24 protein-coding genes are annotated in these 21,336 nt (G+C 70.6%); 13 read left to right on the top strand and 11 right to left on the bottom strand.

The annotated features are described in order from the left end of the window. The first annotated feature begins 23 nt into the window (after positions 1-23). The gene (locus VH969_RS32240) at positions 24-239 is read left to right on the top strand and encodes a hypothetical protein (protein ID WP_331981291.1); all 216 of its coding nucleotides are present in this window, start codon (positions 24-26) and stop codon (positions 237-239) included. 212 nt (positions 240-451) lie between these two features. Beyond that, positions 452-1,309 carry an SAM-dependent methyltransferase gene (locus tag VH969_RS32235; RefSeq protein ID WP_331981288.1) on the top strand — a complete coding sequence of 286 codons (858 nt, stop codon included), beginning with the start codon at positions 452-454 and terminating at the stop codon, positions 1,307-1,309. Positions 1,310-1,337: 28 nt separating this feature from the next. On the opposite strand, the gene VH969_RS32230 is transcribed toward VH969_RS32235, so the two are convergent. Continuing rightward, positions 1,338-2,567 (bottom strand): RNA polymerase sigma factor, encoded by a 1,230-nt coding sequence (locus VH969_RS32230; protein WP_331981285.1) that lies wholly within the window; start codon positions 2,565-2,567, stop codon positions 1,338-1,340. Further along, positions 2,564-2,962: a YciI family protein gene (locus tag VH969_RS32225; RefSeq protein ID WP_331981282.1), complete on the bottom strand. Its 399-nt coding sequence runs from the start codon at positions 2,960-2,962 to the stop codon at positions 2,564-2,566. The genes VH969_RS32230 and VH969_RS32225 overlap by 4 nt, the downstream gene beginning before the upstream one ends. Before the next feature lie 309 nt (positions 2,963-3,271). Between VH969_RS32225 and argS the strand changes: the two genes are divergently transcribed. Continuing rightward, positions 3,272-4,960: an arginine--tRNA ligase gene (gene argS, locus VH969_RS32220; protein ID WP_331981279.1), complete on the top strand. Its 1,689-nt coding sequence runs from the start codon at positions 3,272-3,274 to the stop codon at positions 4,958-4,960. Positions 4,961-4,964: 4 nt separating this feature from the next. Here argS and VH969_RS32215 read toward each other — a convergent pair whose 3' ends face one another. After that, positions 4,965-5,333: a VOC family protein gene (locus tag VH969_RS32215; RefSeq protein ID WP_331981277.1), complete on the bottom strand. Its 369-nt coding sequence runs from the start codon at positions 5,331-5,333 to the stop codon at positions 4,965-4,967. A gap of 84 nt (positions 5,334-5,417) precedes the next feature. On the opposite strand from VH969_RS32215, the gene VH969_RS32210 reads away from it, so the two are divergent. Together VH969_RS32210 and VH969_RS32205 are read left to right on the top strand one after the other, a co-directional pair. Further along, complete coding sequence (locus VH969_RS32210; protein ID WP_331981274.1) at positions 5,418-5,786, top strand: YciI family protein; 369 nt, start codon at positions 5,418-5,420, stop codon at positions 5,784-5,786. A 2-nt stretch (positions 5,787-5,788) separates the two neighbouring features. Further along, on the top strand, positions 5,789-6,997 hold the full coding sequence (locus VH969_RS32205) for an RNA polymerase sigma factor (RefSeq protein WP_331981271.1): 1,209 nt from the start codon (positions 5,789-5,791) through the stop codon (positions 6,995-6,997). Between the two features lie 4 nt (positions 6,998-7,001). Here the strand turns inward: VH969_RS32205 and VH969_RS32200 are convergent, their stop codons facing one another. The 5 genes from VH969_RS32200 to VH969_RS32180 form a co-directional block, all read right to left on the bottom strand. Continuing rightward, the gene (locus tag VH969_RS32200) at positions 7,002-7,586 is read right to left on the bottom strand and encodes a GTP-binding protein (protein ID WP_331981268.1); all 585 of its coding nucleotides are present in this window, start codon (positions 7,584-7,586) and stop codon (positions 7,002-7,004) included. Beyond that, positions 7,567-7,929, bottom strand: a complete 363-nt coding sequence (locus tag VH969_RS32195) for a DUF742 domain-containing protein (protein WP_331981263.1) — start codon at positions 7,927-7,929, stop codon at positions 7,567-7,569. The genes VH969_RS32200 and VH969_RS32195 overlap by 20 nt, the downstream gene beginning before the upstream one ends. Next, entirely contained in the window at positions 7,926-8,339 is a 414-nt protein-coding gene (locus VH969_RS32190) for a roadblock/LC7 domain-containing protein (RefSeq protein ID WP_331981260.1), read from the bottom strand. The genes VH969_RS32195 and VH969_RS32190 overlap by 4 nt, the downstream gene beginning before the upstream one ends. Then, positions 8,339-10,720, bottom strand: coding sequence for a sensor histidine kinase (locus VH969_RS32185; RefSeq protein WP_331981258.1), 2,382 nt, complete (start codon positions 10,718-10,720; stop codon positions 8,339-8,341). Before VH969_RS32185 ends, VH969_RS32190 begins: the two co-directional genes overlap by 1 nt. 326 nt (positions 10,721-11,046) lie before the next feature. Further along, positions 11,047-11,622 carry an HhH-GPD-type base excision DNA repair protein gene (locus VH969_RS32180; RefSeq protein ID WP_331981255.1) on the bottom strand — a complete coding sequence of 192 codons (576 nt, stop codon included), beginning with the start codon at positions 11,620-11,622 and terminating at the stop codon, positions 11,047-11,049. Between the two features lie 52 nt (positions 11,623-11,674). On the opposite strand from VH969_RS32180, the gene VH969_RS32175 reads away from it, so the two are divergent. From VH969_RS32175 to VH969_RS32165, 3 genes are all read left to right on the top strand, one after another. Then, entirely contained in the window at positions 11,675-12,238 is a 564-nt protein-coding gene (locus VH969_RS32175; protein WP_331981252.1) for a GNAT family N-acetyltransferase, read from the top strand. Between the two features lie 78 nt (positions 12,239-12,316). Next, positions 12,317-13,537 carry an NADP-dependent isocitrate dehydrogenase gene (locus VH969_RS32170; RefSeq protein ID WP_331981249.1) on the top strand — a complete coding sequence of 407 codons (1,221 nt, stop codon included), beginning with the start codon at positions 12,317-12,319 and terminating at the stop codon, positions 13,535-13,537. 214 nt (positions 13,538-13,751) lie between these two features. Beyond that, positions 13,752-14,084 (top strand): SH3 domain-containing protein, encoded by a 333-nt coding sequence (locus VH969_RS32165; RefSeq protein WP_331981246.1) that lies wholly within the window; start codon positions 13,752-13,754, stop codon positions 14,082-14,084. On the opposite strand, the gene VH969_RS32160 is transcribed toward VH969_RS32165, so the two are convergent. Further along, positions 14,068-14,847, bottom strand: coding sequence for an MBL fold metallo-hydrolase (locus VH969_RS32160; RefSeq protein ID WP_331981243.1), 780 nt, complete (start codon positions 14,845-14,847; stop codon positions 14,068-14,070). The genes VH969_RS32165 and VH969_RS32160 overlap by 17 nt on opposite strands. Before the next feature lie 67 nt (positions 14,848-14,914). Between VH969_RS32160 and VH969_RS32155 the strand changes: the two genes are divergently transcribed. From VH969_RS32155 to yhjD, 4 genes are all read left to right on the top strand, one after another. Further along, positions 14,915-15,586 carry an HD domain-containing protein gene (locus tag VH969_RS32155; RefSeq protein ID WP_331981240.1) on the top strand — a complete coding sequence of 224 codons (672 nt, stop codon included), beginning with the start codon at positions 14,915-14,917 and terminating at the stop codon, positions 15,584-15,586. A 209-nt stretch (positions 15,587-15,795) separates the two neighbouring features. Then, positions 15,796-16,065 carry a hypothetical protein gene (locus VH969_RS32150; RefSeq protein WP_331981237.1) on the top strand — a complete coding sequence of 90 codons (270 nt, stop codon included), beginning with the start codon at positions 15,796-15,798 and terminating at the stop codon, positions 16,063-16,065. 44 nt (positions 16,066-16,109) lie between these two features. Beyond that, entirely contained in the window at positions 16,110-17,138 is a 1,029-nt protein-coding gene (gene trpS / locus VH969_RS32145; protein WP_331981234.1) for a tryptophan--tRNA ligase, read from the top strand. 49 nt (positions 17,139-17,187) lie between these two features. After that, positions 17,188-18,213: an inner membrane protein YhjD gene (gene yhjD / locus VH969_RS32140; protein WP_331981231.1), complete on the top strand. Its 1,026-nt coding sequence runs from the start codon at positions 17,188-17,190 to the stop codon at positions 18,211-18,213. A gap of 43 nt (positions 18,214-18,256) precedes the next feature. Here the strand turns inward: yhjD and VH969_RS32135 are convergent, their stop codons facing one another. Further along, a complete protein-coding gene (locus VH969_RS32135; RefSeq protein WP_331981228.1) occupies positions 18,257-19,576 on the bottom strand; it encodes a D-alanyl-D-alanine carboxypeptidase family protein in 1,320 nt (439 codons plus the stop codon). Between the two features lie 125 nt (positions 19,577-19,701). Continuing rightward, the gene (locus VH969_RS32130; protein ID WP_331981225.1) at positions 19,702-19,899 is read right to left on the bottom strand and encodes a YegP family protein; all 198 of its coding nucleotides are present in this window, start codon (positions 19,897-19,899) and stop codon (positions 19,702-19,704) included. Positions 19,900-20,038: 139 nt separating this feature from the next. On the opposite strand from VH969_RS32130, the gene VH969_RS32125 reads away from it, so the two are divergent. Continuing rightward, entirely contained in the window at positions 20,039-21,250 is a 1,212-nt protein-coding gene (locus VH969_RS32125) for an ROK family transcriptional regulator (protein ID WP_331981222.1), read from the top strand. Positions 21,251-21,336 lie beyond the last annotated feature (86 nt).

Raw genomic sequence — 21,336 nt, 5'->3', positions numbered from 1 at the left:
ATCACACGTGGAGGTGCGGCCCGATGCTTCGTCAGCGCCCGCATCGCACCGCGCGCAACGTGCTCCTCCACCCCGCCCTCGGCTGGTTCGCCCTCGCCGCGCTCTATTTCGCCGGTTGCGTGCTCAACTTCATGCTGTCGATGAGCACGGCCAGGGTATGGCCCCTCGTGCTGTCGGGGACGCTCGGCGTGATCGCGGCACTGTGTGTGTTCGCCGCCGGACGCAGCCTGCGACGTTGATTGTCCACATCGGAGCATCACGCTCCGTTCGTGCGACACTACGTTAGGCCGAACGGGTGCACTTCTGCAACTTGCATGATCATGGCGGCGAGGGCTACTACCTGCGAATGTGCATCTGCACGGGCATTCGCCACGATCCGTGCCGCGTTTACCGTGAGTCGGGCCGCCGATACGCTGGTTCGGTCTTCTGGAGCCCGCAGAGTGAGGTAGCGATGTCTGGGACCGCGGCCAAGTACGACGCGCCGAGTTCGGTGCCCGTCGGAGTCGATCCGACGAGAGCGAGTATCGCCCGGGTATATGACGCATTCCTCGGTGGCAAGGACAACTACGAGATCGACCGGCAGGTGTTCCAGAAGGTCCGTGCCACGGCTCCGGAGGCGCGCGACCTCGCGTGGTCGAACCGCAACTTCCTGACCCGCGCGGTGCGGTTCCTCGCCGACCAGGGCGCGGTCCGCCAGTTCCTCGACTGCGGTTCCGGCCTGCCGACCGCGGAGAACACCCACCAGATCGCGCAGCGGATCGATCCCGAGGCGCGGGTCGTGTACATCGACAACGACCCGGTGGTGATCGCGCACGGGGAAGCTCTCCTCACGGAGAACGACTTCACGCATTTCGCGTCGGCGGACATTTTCAAGCCGCAGGAGGTGCTGGCGCATCCGATCGTGCAGAAGCACCTGGACTTCACGAAGCCGATCGCGCTGCTGCAGGTCGGCACGCTGCACCACTACACCGCGGACAACGGCGCGGAACTGATGCAGGAATACATCGACGCGCTGCCGTCGGGCAGTTTTGTGGCGATTTCGCATTTCCTCGACCCGCAGACGCCGGAGCACAGCAAGCTCGCCCGCCGGATGGAGGACGTTTTCCTGCACAGCCCGATGGGTTCGGGGAAGTTCCGTACGAAGGAGGAGATCCTGGCCTTCCTTCCCGGCCTGGAGATCATCGCGCCCGGCCCGGGCAAGGAGGGTGACCTCGAGCTTTCTGACCTGTGGTGGCCGGACGGCCCGCGCCTTCGGCCGCTGAGCCAGGTCGAGCAGTGCAGCGCGGCCGTGGTGGGTCGCAAGTCCTGACCGTTCTTCTCATCCGGCCCCGATGTCCTCAGTGGACGTCGGGGCCGGCTTGTCGGCGGAGCTGTGCGGCGCGGTCCATGAGGTAGTGGCGTTCCGGGAGGCTCGTCGCCTTGTTCGACGCCGCGCGGTACTCCGCGACGGCCGCGGTTTCGTCGCCCGACATCTCCAGCAGGTGCGCGCGCACGGCGTGCAGCCGGTGGTGGCCGGATAGCTTGTCCGCCAACGGCTCCAGCATCGCCAGCCCGTTCGCCGGCCCGTGCACCATCGCCGCGGCGATCGCGTGGTTCAGCCGCACCATGGGGTTGTCCGACAGCCGCTCGAGCACCCCGTACAACGCGAGGATCTGCGGCCAGTCCGTGTCCGCGGCGTCTTTCGCCTCGTCGTGCACCGCGTTGATCGCCGCCTGCACCTGGTACGGACCGGTCGGTCCGGCCGGCAGCGTCTCGGTGATCAGCGCGATGCCCTCGGCGATCGTGTCCGCGTCCCACCGCGATCGGTCCTGCTCGGCGAGCGGCACGAGGGTGCCGTCCGCATGCGTGCGCGCCGGGCGCCGCGCGTCGATCAGCAGCATCAGCGCGAGCAGCCCGGCGACCTCGCTCTCGTGTGGCAGCAGCCGGTGCGCCGCTCGCGTGAGCCGGATCGCCTCCGCCGACAGCTCGACGCGCGCGAGCGCCGGCCCGGCCGTCGCCGTATAGCCCTCGTTGAAAATCAGGTACAGCACGTGCAGAACGAGCCGCAGCCGCTCCGGCCGCTCGGCGTCGGTCGGCAGCCGGAACGGCAGACCGGACGACTTGATCTTCTGCTTCGCGCGGCTGATCCGCTGCGCCATCGTGGCCTCTGGGATGAGGAACGCGGAGGCGATCTCGGCGGTGGACAGGCCGCCGACGGCGCGCAGCGTCAGCGCGATCGCCGCCGCCGGCTTGAGCGCGGGGTGGCAGCACATGAACAGTACGGTCAGCGAGTCGTCGGTGTCCGGCGCGACCGCGTCCGGCGCCGGCTGTGCCGCGACCAGGTCCTCGCGGCGGCGCCGGGCCTGCTCTTTGCGCAGGTGGTCGGTCATCCGCCGGGAGGCGACCTGGATGAGCCACCCACGCGGGTAGCCGGGCAGCCCCTGCTCGGGCCACTGCTCGGCCGCGGCGATCAGCGCCTCCTGGACGGCGTCCTCGGCGGCGGCGAAGTCGTCGTAGCGGCGCATCAGGGCGCCGAGGACCTGCGGCGCGAGGTCGCGCAGCAGGTCCTCGACGCGGGCGTCCGTCACAGTTCGGCGTCGGGCGGCGCGGACAGCACCTGGCGCACCTCGATCGGGTGATTCAGCGTGATGCCGCCGGGCCCGGGCGAGGCGGACGCCGCGGCGGCGATCTCCAGGGCGCGGTCGAGGCCGTCGCAGTCGACGATCCAGTAGCCGGCGAGGAACTCCTTCGACTCGGGGAACGGCCCATCGGTGACCGCCGGCGCGCCCCCGTCCCGCGCGGTGACGATCTTCGCCTCGTCCGGCAGGGCGAGCCCCTCGCCGGAGACGAACTCGCCCGACTTGACCAGGCCCTCGGTGAACTCGCGCATGAACTCGATGTGTGCCTTGACGTCGGCCGGCTCCCACTCGGTGATGGGCGGGTGACCGATGTCGGTGGTGTTCATCAACAGCATGTACTTCATGTCGTCACTCCTCACTGATGGCGCTTATCGGTGGCGCCTTCGTGGGGACGTCGAAGCACGCTACGCGTCCTCTACGGTTTCCCCCAAGATTTCTCGATGAGTTTGCCGGCCGGGCTCCCGGCGGTGTTCCGCCTGGTCAGGTGATCCTCGTGGGACCGTGGCCGGCGCACCTGTGCGCGGTAGCGCGAGCCCGTGGCGGGAATCGTTCGTCTCGCGGTTCCTGTGGACAGTTGGGGCGGTTGTGGATAACCCCGGCTTTCGGCGGGGTGCAAGGCCAAATTCGTTGGTGGGGTTGGATAACGTCGTGGCATGAGTCTGGAATCGGTCCTCAGCGCACGTCTCGGTGCCGCCTTCGCCGCGGTCGCCGGTGAGCCGGTGGATCCCGTGCTGCGCCGATCCCAGCGCGCCGACTTCCAGGCCGACGGGGCGCTCCGGCTCGCCCGCACGCTGAAGAAGCCGCCGCGGGACGTGGCCCTGGCGGTGCTCGGCCACGACCCGCTCGAGGACCTCTGCTCCGACGTCACGGTCGCCGGGCCGGGTTTTGTCAACCTGACCTTGCGCGAGGACGTTCTGTCCACAATGGTCGCCGAGATGGCCGGCGGCGAGCGGTTCGGACTCGATGCCGTCGAGGCGCAGACCGTCGTCGTCGACTACTCCGCGCCCAACGCCGCCAAGGAGATGCACGTCGGGCACCTGCGCTCGACGATCATCGGCGACGCGATCGCCCGGCTGCTCGAGTGGCTCGGCCACCGCGTGATCCGGCAGAACCACCTCGGCGACTGGGGCACCCCGTTCGGCATGCTCATCGAGCACCTGGTCGACACCGGCGCGGGTGCCGACTCGTCGGTGGGCGAGCTCAGCGACTTCTACCGCGCCGCGCGGCGGAAGTTCGACGCCGACGAGGAGTTCCGGGAGCGCTCGCGGCGCCGGGTCGTCGCGCTGCAGTCCGGTGACGCGGCGACCCGCGAGCTGTGGCACGTCGTCGTCGCCCGGTCGCTCGGGTACTTCGCCGAGATCTACGATCGGCTCGACGTCACGCTGAAACACAGCGACGTCGCCGGCGAGAGCCTCTACCAGGACCAGCTCGGTCCGGTCGCCGCCGAGCTCGAACGGCTCGGCCTGCTTCGCGAGAGCGACGGGGCGCAGTGCGTCTTCCCCGCGGGGTTCACCAACCGCGACGGTGACCCGCTGCCGCTGATCGTCCGCAAGGCCGACGGCGGGTACGGCTACGACACCACCGACCTCGCCGCCATCCGGCACCGCATCCTCGATCTGAAGGCGACGCGGCTGCTGTACGTGGTCGGAACGCCGCAACGGCAACACTTTCAGATGATCTTCCAAGCCGCCCGGGAAGCCGGCTGGCTCACCGACGGCGTCCGAGCCGAGCACGTCGGCTTCGGATCGGTGCTGGGCATGGACGGGAAGATGCTGCGCACTCGCGCCGGTGAGAACGTCACGCTCGCCACGCTGCTCGACGAGGCCGTCGCACGGGCGGCCGCGAAGGTTCGCGAGCTCGGCGCCGACATCGATGTCGACGCCGTCGCACCGGCGGTCGGGATCGGCGCCGTCAAGTACGCCGACCTCGCGGCCGACCGCATGCGTGACTACACCTTCGACTACGACCGGATGCTCGCCTTCGACGGCAACACCGGCCCGTACCTGCAGTACGCGCACGCACGGACCCGGTCGATCCTCCGCCGCGCCGAGGCCGAACCCGGCGCGGTGACGGTCGCCGGGCCCGCCGAGCGGGAGCTCGCGCTCGCCCTGCTCGGCCTACCCACCGTGGTGACCGAGGTCGCCACATCGCTCGAACCGCACCGGCTGTGCGCGTACCTGTACGGGCTAGCCGGCGCGTTCACCGCCTTCTACGAGCGTTGCCCGGTGCTGCGGGCCGAGCCCGAGGTCCGCGCGAGCCGGCTGGCGCTGTGCGCGCTGACGGCCCGCGTGCTCGCGTTCGGGCTCGGGCTGCTCGGCATCGCCGCACCCGAGAGGATGTGAGAACTCAGCCGTCCATCTGCAGCACCGAGATGATGTTGCCGGCGGGGTCGCGGAACCAGGCGATCAGCGGGCCGGTGCCGCGGTAGATGCCGCGCTCGTCGAGGCCGTCGTACTTCTCGAACTCGACGCCGCGCGCGACCAGCTGGTCGACTGCCTCCTCGATGTCGGCGACCGGGAAGTTCAGCATCGTGTACGTGGCCGGCGCGTGGTCCGGCTTCGGGTAGACGAGCGTGTTCCGGTCGCCCGCGAGGTGCAGCGTCAGCATGCCGTTCGCCTCGGATACCCGCAGGCCCAGCGTCTCGCCGTAGAACCGCCTCGCCTTCTCGATGTCGTCCACGGAGAAGCCGCTGAACGCCTTGGTGTTCTCGAACATGGTGTGTGCTCCTTTCGTTCCGGCCTCGACATGTACGTAGTCGCGGAGACGTCCAATTCGACATCGCGGTGAGAGGATCGGCCAGTGAAGTACCTGATTCTGATCTACAGCAACCCGGCGTCCCGGGCGCTGTGGGAGACGTTCCCGCCGGAACGGCGCGCCCAGGGGCTGGCCGCCTACGAGGCGCTCGACAAGGAGCTCACCGCGTCCGGCGAGATGGTCGCCTCCGAACCGCTCGACGACCCGGTCACGGCCAAGCGGGTGCACGTCACCGAGGGCCGGACGCTGACCACGGACGGGCCGTTCGCGGAGGTCAAGGAGTACCTCGTCGGGTTCTACCTGGTCGACTGCGCGACCGAGGAGCGCGCGGTGGAGATCGCGGCGAAGGTGCCGGAGGCGTTCATGGGGCTCGTCGAGGTCCGGCCGGTGACCGAACTCGCGGCGCTGGCGTAGGCGTGGACGCGCTGCTGCGCGAGCTCGCCCCGCAGGTGCTGACCGCGCTGACCCGCCGGTACGGCGACTTCGACGCGTGTGAGGACGCCGTGCAGGAGGCGCTGCTCGCCGCGGCGAGGCAGTGGCCGGTCGAGGGCATGCCGGACAACCCGAAGGGCTGGCTGATCACCGTCGCGTCGCGGCGGCGGACAGAGCAGTGGCGCAGCGACACCGCGCGGCGCCGGCGCGAGTCCGCGGTGTTCACGATGGACGTGGCCGCGACGGAGGTGCCGGCCGTCGATGACTCGCTGACGCTGCTGTTCCTGTGCTGCCACCCGGAGCTGACCGCGTCGTCGCAGGTGGCGCTCACCCTGCGGGCGGTCGGCGGGTTGACGACGGCGGAGATCGCGCGTGCGTTCCTCGTGCCGGAGCCGACGGTGGCGCAGCGGATCAGCCGCGCGAAGCAGAAGATCAAGGCCGCGGGCTTCACGATGCCACCGCCGCAAGAGCGAGCCGAGCGGCTGAGCGCGGTGCTGCGCGTGCTGTATCTGATCTTCAACGAGGGCTACACGGCGTCGGCGGGGGAGACGCTGCACCGGGTCGAGCTGTCCGCGGAAGCGATCCGGCTGACCCGCCAGCTGCGCGCGGCGCTACCGGCCTACGGTGAGGTCGCCGGCCTACTGGCGCTGATGCTGCTGACCGACGCTCGCCGGCCGGCTCGGCTCGACGAGGACGGGATGCCGGTGCCGCTGGACGAGCAGGACCGGTCGCGGTGGGACCGGGCGCAGATCGCCGAGGGCGACCAGCTGATCACCGAAACGCTGGCGACCGCGCAGGTCGGCCCGTACCAGCTGCAGGCGGCGATCGCGGCGGTGCACGACGCGGCGGCGCGGGCGGCGGACACGGACTGGCAACAGATCCTGAGCCTGTACGAGCTGCTGCGCACGGTGGCCCCCGGCCCGATGGTGACGCTCAACCGGATCGTGGCGCTGGCGATGGTGCACGGCGCCGGCCCCGCGCTGGCCGAGCTGGACACCGCGGCGACAGACGCGGCCCTGGCCACCCACTACCGAACCGACGCGGTCCGCGCGCACCTACTGGCCCTGGCCGGCGACCGGGCAGCCGCCCACGAGCACTACGAGCGAGCGGCACGGAAAACCCCGAGCCAACCGGAACAGCGCTACCTGATCGCGAAGGCCGCCATGCTGGGTCGGTCCGTTGTGGACGGTTGACCGGTCAGTGGGTGCGGGCCAGGCGGGAGCCGGCCATCACGTGGTGCATCAGGGTCACCAGGACCTGCTTCGTCGACTCGCGGTCGCGGGCGTCGCACAGCAGGACCGGGGTTTGGGGGTCCAGGTCGAGGGCCGCGCGGACCTCCTCCGTGCCATACCGGTACGCGTCGTCGAAGCAGTTGACCGCCACGATGAACGGCAGGCCCCGGCGTTCGAAGAAGTCGACGGCGGGGAAGCACGAGTCCAGGCGGCGGGTGTCGGCCAGCACGACCGCACCCAGGGCGCCGCGCGCGAGCTCGTCCCACATGAACCAGAAGCGGTTCTGGCCCGGCGTGCCGAACAGGTAGAGGATCAGCTCGGGACTGATGGTGATGCGGCCGAAGTCCAGCGCGACCGTGGTCGTGGTCTTCGCCTCGACGCCGGCCAGATCGTCCACTCGAGACGATGCCTCGGTGATCAGCTCCTCCGTCCGCAGCGGCGGCACCTCGCTCACCGAACCGACGAGCGTCGTCTTGCCGACGCCGAAGCCGCCCGCGACGACGATCTTCACCGCCGTGGTGAGCCGCCGGTCAGAGCCTTCTGATGCCATCGAGAACCGCCTGGAGTATGTACTGGCTCGGAGCTTCGTTCGTCGGTGCCGCGGACCGGAAGATCAGGTGGCCCTGCGCGATCAGGTCGCTCAGCACGACCTTCACCACCTGCAGCGGCAGGTCGATCTTCGCCGACACCTCGGCCACGGAGATCGGCTGCTGGCAGACCTGCAACGCCATCGCGTACTCCGGCTGCAGGTCCGCCACCTCGGCCGGCGTGCGCATGGCGACCACGAGCGTGATCAGGTCGAGCCCCCGCTGGCTCGACCTGGTCCGGCCACCGGTGACGGCGTAGGGCCGCACCAGTGGATCGTCGAACCAGGCCTCCGTCGGGGTGCTCATGGCAACGGGCGTCCCATGGCCTCGCGCGGCTTGGCCGTCAGCACCGCACCCACGCGCTTGACCAGGAGGTTCATCTCGTAGGCGATCATCCCGACGTCCGCGGTCTCCTCGGCCAGCAGCGCGAGGCACGCGCCGTGCCCGGCCGCGGTGACGAACAGGAACGCGTGGTCCATCTCGACCAGCGTCTGGCGCACCTGCCCGCCGCCGAAGTGCCGGCCGGTGCCCCGGGCGAGGCTCTGGAACGCCGACGCCACCGCGGAGAGATGCTCGCCGTCGGCCTCGGAGAGGTTGCTCGACCGGCCGATCAGGAGCCCGTCCGCGGACAGCACGACGGCGCGGTCCACCCCGGCGACTCGCTTGACCAGCTCGTCGAGCAACCAGTCCAGCTCATTCACTGCGGTGTTGGCCATTACCCACGCTCCCCGTGGTCGTCGCCGTCATTGCCGATGTCCCCGACGGCCGGCTCCTCGCGGCCCCGGCGCGTGCCGTGCTGGAACGCGGCCAGCCGGCTGCGTGCCTGGTCCGGCGACTCCTCGTGCGAGCTCTCCGGCGGCCACGTGTCGACCGGGTCCTCCCGCAGCTGTGGCGCCAGGTTCTGCTGACGCCGCCGCCGGGGCAGCGGTGGCCGGTCGGGGGCCAGCTGCCCGGCGGGCTGCTGCGGCCGCGGGTGCGGCGGCGGCAGCGGGGGCCTGCTGATCGTCGGCGGGTCCTGCCGCGCGTGCGCGCCCGCGGCGGGCGGCGGGGCGTAGTGATGCGGGCCGGAGCCGTTGGCGTGCCCGTTCGCCGGCTCGTCCACGGGGCGCTGCGGGCGGAAGAGGTCCTCGCCCGGCCGCGCATCGACGACCGGCAGCGGCGGGAGGTCCGACACCTGGATCGGCACCGTCACCGTCGACACCGGCAGGGCCGAGCTGTCCGGTGTGGACACCTCGGGCCGGCCGGTCCGCTCGTCGGGCGCCGGCGCGTCGTGCAGCAGCTCCGCGCGGACCAGCACGATCGCCCGGGTACCGCCGTAGGCCGACTCGCGAAGCGACACCCCGATCCCGTGCCGGGCCGCCAGCCGCGCGACCACGAACAGGCCGAGCCGCGGCTCCGCGGACAGCGCCATGATCCCGAAGTCCGGCGGGCTCGCGAGCATCGAGTTGAGCTCGTCGAGGCGCTCGGGCTCGATGCCCAGACCCTGGTCCTCGATCTCCAGTACCACGCCGCGGCCGACCACGTTGCCGCGCACCTCGACGCGCGACTCCGGCGGCGAGAACGACGTCGCGTTGTCGATCAGCTCGGCCAGCAGGTGCACAAGGTCGCCGACCACCGGGCCGTTGACCGCGCGAGGCGGCAGCTTGGCGATCTTCACGCGGGCGAAGTGCTCGGTCTCCGCCGCCGCGCCGCGGGCCAGCTCGGTGAGGCTCACCGGGTTGCGCCAGCGCCGCCCCGGCTGCCCGCCGCCGAGGATGATCAGGTTCTCCGCGTTGCGGCGCGCCCGGGTGGACAGGTGGTCGAGCTGGAACAGCATCTCCAGCTGCTCGGGGTCCTCCTGCCCGCGCTCGGCCTCGTCGAGCACCTTCAGCTGCCGGTGCACGATCACCTGGCTGCGGTGGGCGATGTTGAGGAACACCTTGTTCGTGCCCTCGCGGGTCTTCGCCTCCTGCACGGCGGCGCTCACCGCGGTCTGCTGGGCCTTGTTGAACGCCTCCGCGACCTCGCCGATCTCGTCGCGACCGTGGTCGAGGAGCTGCAGCGAGTCGTCCACCCGCACGTCCGCGCCGTGGCGGACCTTCTCGACCAGCTCGGGGAGCTTGTGGTCGGCGAGGTCCAGCGCCTCGCGCCGGAGCCGGACCAGGCGGTCGATGAGCCGGCGGGACAGCCGCAGCGCGACGAACGACACGAGGACGGCCAGCAGGATGACCAGCACGCCGGCGACGATCGCCTGGATCAGCGTGTTGTCGACCTTGTCGATCGCCTCGGCGTTGGTGCGGTCGTTCTGCGTGGACAGCATCTTCATGAGCGCCGCGCCGACGTCGTGAGCGGCCGCGCGCCACAGGTCCTCGCTGACCGGGATCTCGGTCTTGCCCTGCACCAGCGCGTTCTCGGCGGAGATCAGCCGCTGCCATGCGGGACTCTTCTGCAGCGCCGCGTACTGCGCCTGCACGTCCTCGTTGGCCAGCGGGATCGCCGCCTCCAGCTGCTGGTGGTACGCGCTGACCTCGCCCTGGAACGTGCGGAAGTCGATGTCGGTGAGCCCGCCGCCGACGATGTTGGCCGCGGCCAGCGCGTCCGCGCGCTGCATCAGGTCCGCGCCGGTGAGCAGCGGGGCGACGACCAGCTGCGCGTACGCGATGTGCGCGTCCGGCGCGAACAGCGAGAGGCCCTGCGAGCCCTGGATGAACTGGTCGACGATCTGGTTGTAGAAGGTGAACGACTCGCTCACGCCGACCTGGCCGCCGTCCACCCGGGCGCGCAGCTCGGGCAGCTTGGCCATCAGCGTCGAGAACTCCGCGATGTCCTTCTTCACCGAGTCCGGGGCGATGTCGTTCAGCTCGCTGAGTTTCTCGGTGACCTGGCCGACCACCGCGTCGGTCTTCGCGCGCTGCTTGATCAGCTCGGACTGGAACGTACCGAAGCTCGCCAGCCTGCGCAGCGTGAGCCGGCGCTCCTCCTGCAGCGAGAGGATCAACGGCAGCGCCGTGTCCTGCGTCTCGCTCGCGAGGTTGTAGTAGCTCCGCGTCTTCGCCGCGTCGTAGATCAAGTACCCGGCGCCCGCGACACCCGCGAGCAAAAAGACGAAACAGGGCACGAGCGCGATGGTCAGTACGCGCGTCCGAATGGAGTGAGCCCGGCCACGCCGGATGGGGGTCGTCATCACCGCGGTCCGCTTTCCTTCCGGCATTTTCTGGGGTTGGCGCAACAACTTGGGTTCCGTCACCCGAGTAACCCTCCGGACCCGCCGGGAACGGTAAACAGGCCAAGTCACGGAGTCAAATGCCGGTTGTGGTGCCGTTTCGCGGTGTACACACGAAGACGGAAAAGGACCAACTAAAAGACGGGAATGTAAGCGCTCTTGGTGGCAAATGGTACCCGAGCGTGTACTTATCGTGATTAGGCCGTACGGCGGCTACCGTTTTAGCCCCTTTTCGCCTTTGCCGCGGCTTTCATTTCCTTTTTGTACGCCCGCACATGCTGCAGGCTCTCCGGGTCCGTGATGTCGGCGACGGACAGGTGCGAGCCCTTGGTCGAGTAGTCGCCCGCGGCCTTCTCCCAGCCGGCGGCGGCGAGCCCGCGCTGCTTGCCGAGCAGGGCGAGGAAGATCTTGGCCTTTGCCTCGCCGAAGCCCGGCAGCGCCTTGAGTCGCTTGAGGACCTCGGCGCCGTTCGGGTCGCCCTGGGTCCAGACGTTCTCGGCCCGCCCGTCGTAGTCGGCGACGATGGCCTGGCACAGCGCCTGGACGCGCTTGCCCATCGAGCCGGGGAAGCGGTGGATGGCGGGCGGCGTCGAGCAGATCGCGAGGAACTTCTCCTGGTCGTAGTCCGCGATGGTGTTCGCGTCGAGCGAACCCATGCGGTCGAGGAGCTTCTTCGGACCGAGGAAGGCCACCTCGATCTGGACCTGCTGGTCGAGCAGCATGCCGATGAGCAGGGCCAACGGCTCGCGGTCGAGCAGCTTGTTGGCCTCGGGATCCTCGGTGAGCCAGGTCGCCATGTGGCCAATAATGGCACGCCGTCCCGACGCCCGTGCTCGATATGTTGGCTGTGTGCTGCGACCTTCGTACCCGATCATCACCGACCGGCTGATCCTGCGGCCGTTCACCGAGGACGACCTCGACGCGATGCACGCCTACCAGAGCCTGCCCGAGGTCACCCGTTACCTGTACTGGGACCCGCGAGACCGCGCCGCGACCGCGGAGGCGCTCAAGCGGCGGATCTCGATGCCGGCGCTGGAGCGGGAAGGCGACGTCCTCGTGCTCGCCGCGCTGCTGCGCGACACCGGCGACCTGATCGGCGACGTGAACCTGGCATGGTTGTCCGAGCCGCACGAGCAGGGGGAGTTCGGCTTCGTGTTCAACCCCGCCTACCACGGGCGCGGCTACGCGCGGGAGGCCGCGGCCGAGATGCTGCGGCTGGGCTTCGAGGGGCTGGGGCTGCACCGGATCGTCGGGCGCTGCGACGGGCGCAACGAGGCGTCGGCGCGGCTGATGACGAGGCTCGGCATGCGCCGCGAGGCGCACTTCGTGCAGAACGAGATCGTCAAGGGCGAGTGGACCGACGAGCTGGTCTTCGCGATGCTCGCCGAGGAGTGGGCCGCCGGGCGTCGCTAACAGTACGCGTGTACCGTTTGGAACGACTGAGAACAGGTACACGCGCGCGAAGAGGACGCGAGAGGAGCATCCCGGCACATGGCCAAGATCAAGGTCCAGGGGACGGTCGTCGAGCTCGACGGCGACGAGATGACCCGCATCATCTGGCAGTTCATCAAGGACAAGCTGATCCACCCCTACCTGGACATCAACCTGGACTACTACGACCTCGGCATCGAGCACCGGGACGCCACCGACGACCAGGTCACCGTGGACGCGGCCAACGCGATCGCGCGGCACGGCGTCGGCGTGAAATGCGCCACGATCACGCCGGACGAGGCGCGGGTCTCCGAGTTCGGCCTGAAGAAGATGTGGCGCAGCCCCAACGGCACCATCCGGAACATCCTCGGCGGCGTCATCTTCCGCGAGCCGATCGTGATCTCCAACATCCCGCGGCTGGTGCCAGGCTGGACCAAGCCGATCATCATCGGCCGGCACGCACATGGCGACCAGTACAAGGCCACCGACTTCAAGGTGCCCGGCCCCGGCACGCTGACGATCACCTACCAGCCGGCCGACGGCGGCGAGCCGATGGAGTTCGAGGTCGCCAACTACCCGGAGGGCGGCGGCGTCGCGGTCGGCATGTACAACTACCGCGAGTCCATCGAGGACTTCGCGCGCGCGTCGATGCGCTACGCGCTCGAGCGCAAGTTCCCGCTGTACATGTCCACGAAGAACACGATCCTCAAGGCCTACGACGGCATGTTCAAGGACGTGTTCGCGGAGATCTTCGAGGCCGAGTTCAAGGCCGACTTCGACGCCGCGGGCCTCACCTACGAGCACCGGCTCATCGACGACATGGTCGCCGCCGCGCTCAAGTGGGAGGGCGGCTACGTCTGGGCCTGCAAGAACTACGACGGCGACGTCCAGTCCGACACCGTCGCCCAGGGCTTCGGCTCGCTCGGCCTGATGACCTCCGTGCTGATGACGCCCGACGGCAAGGTCGAGGCCGAGGCGGCGCACGGCACGGTCACCCGGCACTTCCGCCAGCACCAGCAGGGCAAGCCGACCTCGACCAACCCGATCGCGTCGATCTTCGCGTGGACCCGGGGCCTCGAGGCGCGCGGCAAGATGGACAGCACCCCCGACGTCGTCCAGTTCGCCGAGACGCTCGAGCGGGTGATCGTCGAGACCGTCGAGAGCGGCAGGATGACCAAGGACCTGGCCCTGCTCGTGGGCAAGGACCAGGAGTGGCAGACAACCGAGGAGTTCCTCGCGACGCTGGACGACAACCTCCAGCAGCGCATGGCCGCCGGCTAACAGCGGTTCACAGCAGCGCCGGACGGCGCGTCACCCGCGGTGAGCGGCGGGGGCGCGCCGTCCGGCGCATCCGCACGTGCCGTGACCGATTGTGCAGCGGGGGTGTCCGGCCGTTGCATCCTGCGAGTGGTTTGCGGGGTGGCTCGTTCCCAACGCGACCGGGCTGGGATATATCTGATGAGCAGGAAGCACGTCCGGCCCGGGAGCGGTTCCAGTGAAGATCAAGTGGACCACCAAGCGCACCCTCATCACGGTGGCGCTGCTGGTCGGCGTCCTGTGGCTCTACGCGATGGGCTCGGAGAAGCGCGCCGAGGAGGGCAAGGACGGCGGCACGTCGTCGAACGGCTCGCAGTGCCGCGTCGAGGCGGTCGTCGACGGCCTCAACGTGCGCTCCGCGCCCACGGTCGCACCGAACAACGTGGTCGGCGAGATGAACCGCGGTGACCAGTCCGACGCCGACAAGACCGTCGAGCAGGGCTTCCGCAAGCTCGCCGAAGACCGCTGGGTCTCCGCCGAGTTCGTCCGGGCCGTCAGCGGCGACTGCTAGACAGGTCGACCACCAGGCCCTCGTCGGCCGCCAGCAGCTCGCCGGAATACGCCGCCGCGGCCTGCCGCAGCGACAGGTCTCGGTCGCTGCCCGGCCAGAAGTGCGTGAGCAACAGGCGCCGCGCGCCGGCCTGCTCCGCCCACTCGCCGGCCTCGGTCGCGGTCAGCAGGTGCCGTGGCTCGCCCGGCGCCGGCACGGCCTGCAGCGTCGCCTCCATGATGTAGAGGTCGGCGTCCGCGCCGAGCTCCGCCAACCGCGGATCCGGCCCGGTGTCGCCGGTGTAGGCGAGCGTGCGGTCAGCTGACGTGCGTTCGGCCACCGTCCGATCGGTCACCGTGAGCCGGACGCCGGCGTTCGGCACGTGATGCGGAAGCTCGACGCCCTCGACCCGGAACGGGCCGACCTGGTGGCTGCCGGGCAGCTCCGCGAGGTCGAACAGCTCCGCCAGCCGCGGCCGCGGCTCGAGGCCGTCCACGACCGCCGCCGCGCCCGCCGGGCACAGCAGGGGGATCCGCGGCAGCGTCCGCTCGCCGTAGTGGCGCACGCGCAGCAGCCCGTTGAGGTCCACGCAGTGGTCGCTGTGCCGGTGGGTCACGACGACCGCGTCGACAGCCCCGCCCGGGCAGTGCTCGAGCAGCCGCGGCAGTGTCGCGAACCCGAGGTCGAGGACCAGCCGGAAGCCGTCGTGCTCCACGAGGTAGCCGCTGCAGGCGCGGCCGGGCTCGGGCCACGCGGCGCACGAGCCGAGGACGGTGACTTTCATGGGACCTCCGCGACCGGCACGGTAACGCGGTTGCCCGCCGCACGGGCGGCCTGCGAGGGTCGGGCGTGTGGAACGCCTGCTGACCGATCGCAACCCGCTGCCGGACACGGTCGACCCGCGCATCGCCGCCCAGCTCGGCTTCATCGTCGAGGTCGACCGGCTCAAGACCGTGGTGCGCCAGTCGCCGCTGGCCGCCGCGTCGCGCCGGGAGAACGACGCCGAGCACTCGTGGCACCTCGCGCTGATGGTCATCCTCCTCGCCGAGCACGCCGACGAGCCGATCGACGTCGGCCACACGGTCCAGCTCGTCGTCGTGCACGACCTCGTCGAGATCTACGCCGGCGACACCCCGCTCTACGACGACGTCGGCGCCCGGACGCAGGAGGCACGCGAGCGGGCCGCGGCGGACCGGCTGTTCGGCCTGCTGCCCGCCGACCAGGCGGCGGGGTTCCGCGCGCTGTGGGACGAGTTCGAGGCCCGCGAGACGCCGGAGGCCCGCTTCGCGAAGGCCATGGACCGGCTGGAACCGTTGCTGCTCAACTGGATGGCCCGCGGCGGCACCTGGCAGACGCCCGGCGTCACGGCCGACGTCGTGCGCGCCCGCAAGGCACACATCGGCGCCGCGTCGGCGGCCCTCGGGGCCACCGCCCGGGCGATCATCGACGAGGGCGTGCGGCGGGGCTGGGTGGCGGAAGCGGAGCACACCCTGGACGGCCAATCGGCGGCACCCCCCGCGTGACGGCGGGCACAGCACGGGGCTACTCTCCACCGCGTTGACCGATCGGATCAACGGCGCCTCCACGGGCGGCCACGATCGGCACGTTTCCCGGTCCACGCCCCCCGGTCAGGGGACATGACGTGACGAACGCAGGAGGCGCACCAGTGCGCAACCGAGTTGCCGTGCAGGCCGCCCATACACGGGTGGCGGTGACGAGCAAGCTGGTTCGGATGGGTGTTGTGCTGGCTCTGGTCCCCACGCTGGCCGCCGCGGTGCTGGTGACCGCGGCACAGCCCGCGGCCGCGGCCGACGAGCAGGTGGCGGTCGAGAGCGCGTCCTTCGGGCTGCTCGGCCCGGTGGGCATCGCGGCGGTGGCGCTGGGCTTCGGCGGGCTGGTCGTCGGGCTGCTGCGGCACCGCAGGCGGGACCGGGTGGCGAGCGCGGCGGTGACCGCGCCCATGCCGCCGGTCGAGCCGCGCGCCGGCGAGCCCGCGCGCTGACGCGGACGCGGGACCGCGCCGCCCTTCTGCGAGAATCGACAGCCGTGTCAGACGCGCAGCCAGAGCCTCGCCCCCGGGTGCTGTCCGGGATCCAGCCGACCGCCGACTCGTTCCATCTCGGCAACTACCTCGGCGCGCTGCGCCAGTGGGTCGCGCTGCAGGAGGACTACGACACGTTCTACTGCGTGGTCGACCTGCACGCGATCACCGTCGAGCACGACCCCAAGCTGCTGCGCCGGCGCACCCGCGTCTCGGCCGCGCAGCTGCTCGCGGTGGGCATCGACCCGGACCGCGCGACCTTGTTCGTGCAGAGCCACGTTCCCGAGCACGCTCAGCTCGGCTGGGTGATGCAGTGCCTCACCGGCTTCGGCGAGGCCAGCCGGATGACGCAGTTCAAGGACAAGTCGGCCAAGCAGCAGGCCGAGCGGATCAGCCTGGGCCTGTTCGGCTACCCGGCGCTGCAGGCCGCGGACATCCTTGCCTACCAGGCGACGTACGTGCCGGTCGGCGAGGACCAGCGCCAGCACCTCGAGCTCACCCGCGACCTGGCGCAGCGGTTCAACTCCCGGTTCGGCAGGACGTTCCGGCTGCCGGAGCCCTACATCCTCAAGGAAGCGGCCAAGATCTACGACCTGCAGGACCCGACCGCGAAGATGAGCAAGTCGTCGTCCTCGCCGGGCGGCATCGTGGAGCTGCTCGACGACCCGAAGGTGTCGGCGAAGAAGATCCGCTCCGCGGTCACCGACGCGGGCCGCGACATCGTCTACGACCCGGAGAACAAGCCCGGGGTGTCCAACCTGCTGGTGATCTACTCCGCGCTCGCCGGCAAGCCGCTGGACGGGGTCGCCGACGAGTTCGCCGGCAAGGGCTACGGCGATCTCAAGAAGGCGGTCGGCGAGGTGCTCGTGGAGTTCGTGACGCCGATCCAGGAGCGCGTGCGCGGCTACCTCGACGACACCGCGGAGCTGGACAAGATCCTCGCCCGCGGTGCCGAGCGCGCGCGGGAGATCACGTCGGTGACGTTGGCGCGGGCCTACGACAAGATCGGCTTCGTGCCCGCGCCGCCCGGCTGAACAGGCGTTTCGCCCTGCGTGTGACGGCCGACACGGTTAGCGTTCAACTGTGGCGGAAACTGTGGCGGAAAAGGAGTCCTGGCTCGCCAGGCAACGTCGGCGGCGGCCGTGGCTGGACCACCTGGTGCGCGCGTACAACGCGTTCAACGAGCGGTACGGCAACCACTACGCGGCCGCGATCACGTACTTCAGCGTGCTGTCGCTGTTCCCGCTGTTGATGATCGGCTTCGCGGTCATGGGGTTCGTGCTGGCGAACGACCCCGTGCAGCTGCACAACCTCAAGGAGAGCATCACCGACGCCGTGCCGGCCGGGCTCGACAAGGTGATCAACGACCTCATCGACGAGGCGATCAAGTCGCGCAGCACGGTCGGGATCATCGGTCTGCTGACCGCCTTCTACTCCGGGCTCGGCTGGATGAGCAACCTGCGCGACGCCCTGACCGCGCAGTGGGGGCTGGAGCACAAGCAGGTGCCGTTCCTGCGCCGGATGCGCTCGGACCTGCTTTCGTTGCTGGGTCTGGGTGTGGCGCTGGCGATCTCGTTCGGGATCACCGCGGTCGGCAGCTCGCTGGGTCAGGACCTGTTGGACGCGCTGGGCCTCGAGCACGACGCGTGGGCGGTGTTCCTGTTGCGTGCCGGGACGATCGTGCTGTCGCTCTTCGCGAACTGGGTGGTGTTCCTCTGGGTCATCTCGCGCCTGCCGCGCGAGAAGGTCAGCGTGCGCTCGGCCGTGCGCGGCGCGATCGCCGCCGCGATCGGCTTCGAGATCCTCAAGCAGGTCGCCACGATCTTCCTGGAGAGCGTGCTCACCTCGCCGGCCGGCACGCTTTTCGGACCGATCATCGGCCTGCTGGTGTTCGCGAACCTCGTCGCGCGGTACCTGCTGTTCATCACCGCGTGGACGGCCACCGCCGTGGAGAACGTGCGCGCGGCCGCGCCGGAACCACCGCCGCCGGCGGTGATCCGCCCGGCCATGGTGGTGCGCAACGTGCCACGCGCGCGCGACGCGGCGGGGCTGCTGGGCGCGGGCGCGCTCTTCGGCCTGCTTTGGGGCAGGCGCCGCCGGGCGCGCTAGTCAGCGCTGGTCAGCGCTGGTCAGACATCCGTGGACGGCACACCTAGATCTGGGCGGAGTTGCCGCGGTTCGCGCGGGCGATGCGGGCGCGCCGCCGCCGGAACCACATGGCCAACGTGGCCAGTGCGGCCACGCCGGCGAGCACGACGAGCGGCAGTCCGACGTTGCCGAACGCGGAGCGCTGGGCCTGCGCCGGCAGGGCGCCCGTCGACCCGCTCTCCGGGTTGCCGACGACCTCCTCGCCCTGGCTCGCGTTCTGCTTGGGCTGCGCGTCCGGCGCGCGGTCGACGAGCTCACCGACCGGCTTGACGCCCTTGGCGGCCAGCTTGAAGCCGTAGTCGAGCAGCTTGCTCGCCTGCTCGGCCAGCGGTCCGGGGTTGCGCTCGCCGCGCAGCAGCACCACGGCGAGCCGCTTGCCGTCGTGGTCGGCGCCCCCCACGTACGTGTGCCGGGCGTCGTCGGTGAAGCCGGTCTTGCCGCCGAGGAAGCCGGGGTAGACACCGAGCAGCTTGTTGTCGTTGTTGACCTGGAAGCCCGGGTGGCCCTTGTAGCCGGGGAACTGGATGGACTCGGTCGACGCGGCGTCGGCGTACTCGTCGTACTTCATGGCCGCGCGGAAGATCAGGCTCTGGTCGTAGGAGGAGGTCGTCATGCCGGGGCCGTCGAGGCCGGACGGGGTGGCCGCGCGGGTGTCGAGCGCGCCGAGCTCCTGCGCGAGCGCGTTCATCTTCTCCAGCGCGGCGTCCTCGCCGCCGAGGGTGCGAGCGAGCGCCCACGCCGCGTCGTTGCCCGAACGCATGATCAGCGCGTGCAGCAGCTGGTCGACCGTGTAGACGCCGCCGGGACCGACGCCGACCTTCGTGCCCTCCTGGTTCGCGTCCTCCTGGGTGCCGCGCACCTTCATGTCCGGGCGCAGTTCCTTGATCACCACGATGGCCAGCAGGCTCTTGATCAGGGAGGCGGGCCGCTCGCGCGCGTGCGGGTCCTTCGCGGCCAGCACGTCGCCGCTGTCGAGGTCGGTGATGGCCCACGTGGCGGCGCTGATGCCACCGGGTGGGGTGGGTGCGTCCGGTGGCCGGATGATGCCGCAGTTACCCATCTGTGGTCCCCCGACCGGGTCCTCGGGAACCGGCAGTGGTTCCGGACTGGCTTCCCCGGGTGGCGGTTCCTCCGAGGTGTCGATGGGTGCGGGCGGTAGCTGGCGGGCCTCGCAGGCGGCCCGCTGGTCCTGGGTCTGCGGCTGGGCCTTGCGGCCGGCCCGCTGCCCGGCGGACGCGCCCGGTGCGGCCACCAGAGCCGCGACGACCAGGGCACACAGCGACACGACGAAGGCGGGAACGAACCTGACGGTTGCGTGACGCACGAAGGCAAGCCTAGGGGCAAGGTCGACTTCGCGAACGCCGACCCTCCGCGCGGCCGACGACGGGGGCCTCACCTGCCGGGCGAGCAGGTAAAGCCCCCGTCGGGGTGAAAATCAGGCAAGTGAGATCAGGCGTTGGCCTTCTCGCCGGTCTTGTCGTCGATCTCGGCCTCGGCGGCGGCGCGCTTGACCGCGTCGACGCCGTTGATCACGCCGGACTTGGTCTGGTAGCCCTCGCCCGTCGCCACGATCTCGCCGTTGCCGGCCTTCAGCCGGAAGCGGAACTCGCCTTTCGCGTCGTTGTAGATCTCGAACTTCGCCGCCATGCGCATCTCCAAGGATGTCCGGGTTGATCGATTCACACCGCGGCCAGGTGGGGACTGGGGCGCGGGCGCCGAAGTCTACGGCCGTCCTCTGTGCGCGGAGGCTAAATTGGGCGAAGAGACATCGGCGAGGAGTCCGCTCATGACCGCATCGAATGCCGGCCAGCAGCCGGGCGTCCGCTCCCGCCAACAGTCCAGGTTGCTGGCCCTGCTGCGGGACGAGGGGCCGATGTCCCGCGTCGCGCTCGGCGAGCGGCTCGAGCTGCCGCGGGCGAAGCTGACCGGCGAGCTGACCCGGCTCGTGGACACCGGCCTGGTGGAGATCGGCGGCCCGGCGGCCAGCCGCGGCGGCCGGCGCTCCACGCTCGTGCACCTCGCCGACGACCTGCGGTTCGTGGCCGCGGACGTCGGGGCCACGTCGGTCAACGTCGCGATCACCGACGGACGCTGCGAGGTGCTCTCGAGCGAGAGCGAGGACTGCGACGTGCGGCTCGGCCCGGTCCCGGTGCTCGGCCGCGTCGTCGACCTCGTGCACCGCGTGCGGGACAAGGCACCCGGCCGGCTCATCGGCGCGGGCATCGGCCTGCCCGGTCCGGTCAGCTTCCGCGACGGCATGCCGGTCGCGCCGCCGATCATGCCCGGCTGGGACCGCTACCCCGTGCGCGACGAGCTCGCCGGCAAGTGGGGCTGCCCGGTGACCGTGGACAACGACGTGAACGTGATGGCCCTCGGCGAGCGGCACGCCGGCGTGGCCCGCTCGCTCGACGACCTCATCTTCGTCAAGGTCGGCACCGGCATCGGCTGCGGCATCGTGCTCGGCGGCCGGGTCTACCGCGGGGTGGCCGGCACCGCGGGCGACATCGGGCACATCCGTCTCGACGACTACGGCCCGGCGTGCGCGTGCGGTGAGGTCGGCTGCCTGGAGGCGTACTTCGGCGGCGCGGCCCTGGCCCGCGACGCGCTGACCCTCGCGCGGAGCGGCCGGTCGACGATGCTCGCGGAGGCGCTCGAGCAGCAGGGCAAGCTGACCGCGCAGGACGTCGGCGAGGCGGCGGTGGCCGGCGACTTCGCCGCGGCGAACCTGGTGCGCGAGGGCGGGCGGCGGCTCGGCCACGTGGTCGCGTCGCTGGTGAGCTTCCTGAACCCGGGCATGGTCGTGATCGGCGGCGGCGTGTCCCGCCTCGGGCACCCGCTGCTGGCCGAGGTGCGCAGCTCGGTCTACCGCCGGTCGCTGCCGCTTGCCACGGGCAACCTGCCGATCGTGCTCTCGGAGCTGGGCGAGCTGGCCGGCGTCACGGGCGCGGCCTGGTCCGCCACCGACCGCGCCTTCGCTGTGCCGCCTCCCCGGGATTAGAAGTGTTGGTTGCGTTCCAGCGGATGGTGCGGGTTGGGGCGCGTTTCTGTGGCTGAGTTGCGTCGCGGTCCCCTTAGGTAGCTGTC

This window comes from Actinophytocola sp., assembly GCF_036555685.1.
Lineage (GTDB): Bacteria > Actinomycetota > Actinomycetes > Mycobacteriales > Pseudonocardiaceae > Actinophytocola.
Note: the sequence above shows the minus strand (reverse complement) of the source record. Positions and strands in the feature narration are given on the sequence as shown.

What these genes read in the sequence shown, in the direction of transcription:
- VH969_RS32240 (WP_331981291.1), top strand. Translation starts at nt 24, where the DNA reads ATGCTTCGTCAGCGCCCGCATCGCACCGCGCGCAACGTGCTCCTCCAC.
- VH969_RS32235 (WP_331981288.1), top strand. Translation starts at nt 452, where the DNA reads ATGTCTGGGACCGCGGCCAAGTACGACGCGCCGAGTTCGGTGCCCGTC.
- VH969_RS32225 (WP_331981282.1), bottom strand. Translation starts at nt 2,962, where the DNA reads ATGAAGTACATGCTGTTGATGAACACCACCGACATCGGTCACCCGCCC.
- argS (WP_331981279.1), top strand. Translation starts at nt 3,272, where the DNA reads ATGAGTCTGGAATCGGTCCTCAGCGCACGTCTCGGTGCCGCCTTCGCC.
- VH969_RS32215 (WP_331981277.1), bottom strand. Translation starts at nt 5,333, where the DNA reads ATGTTCGAGAACACCAAGGCGTTCAGCGGCTTCTCCGTGGACGACATC.
- VH969_RS32200 (WP_331981268.1), bottom strand. Translation starts at nt 7,586, where the DNA reads ATGGCATCAGAAGGCTCTGACCGGCGGCTCACCACGGCGGTGAAGATC.
- VH969_RS32195 (WP_331981263.1), bottom strand. Translation starts at nt 7,929, where the DNA reads ATGAGCACCCCGACGGAGGCCTGGTTCGACGATCCACTGGTGCGGCCC.
- VH969_RS32190 (WP_331981260.1), bottom strand. Translation starts at nt 8,339, where the DNA reads ATGGCCAACACCGCAGTGAATGAGCTGGACTGGTTGCTCGACGAGCTG.
- VH969_RS32180 (WP_331981255.1), bottom strand. Translation starts at nt 11,622, where the DNA reads ATGGCGACCTGGCTCACCGAGGATCCCGAGGCCAACAAGCTGCTCGAC.
- VH969_RS32170 (WP_331981249.1), top strand. Translation starts at nt 12,317, where the DNA reads ATGGCCAAGATCAAGGTCCAGGGGACGGTCGTCGAGCTCGACGGCGAC.
- VH969_RS32160 (WP_331981243.1), bottom strand. Translation starts at nt 14,847, where the DNA reads ATGAAAGTCACCGTCCTCGGCTCGTGCGCCGCGTGGCCCGAGCCCGGC.
- VH969_RS32150 (WP_331981237.1), top strand. Translation starts at nt 15,796, where the DNA reads ATGGGTGTTGTGCTGGCTCTGGTCCCCACGCTGGCCGCCGCGGTGCTG.
- VH969_RS32130 (WP_331981225.1), bottom strand. Translation starts at nt 19,899, where the DNA reads ATGGCGGCGAAGTTCGAGATCTACAACGACGCGAAAGGCGAGTTCCGC.
- VH969_RS32125 (WP_331981222.1), top strand. Translation starts at nt 20,039, where the DNA reads ATGACCGCATCGAATGCCGGCCAGCAGCCGGGCGTCCGCTCCCGCCAA.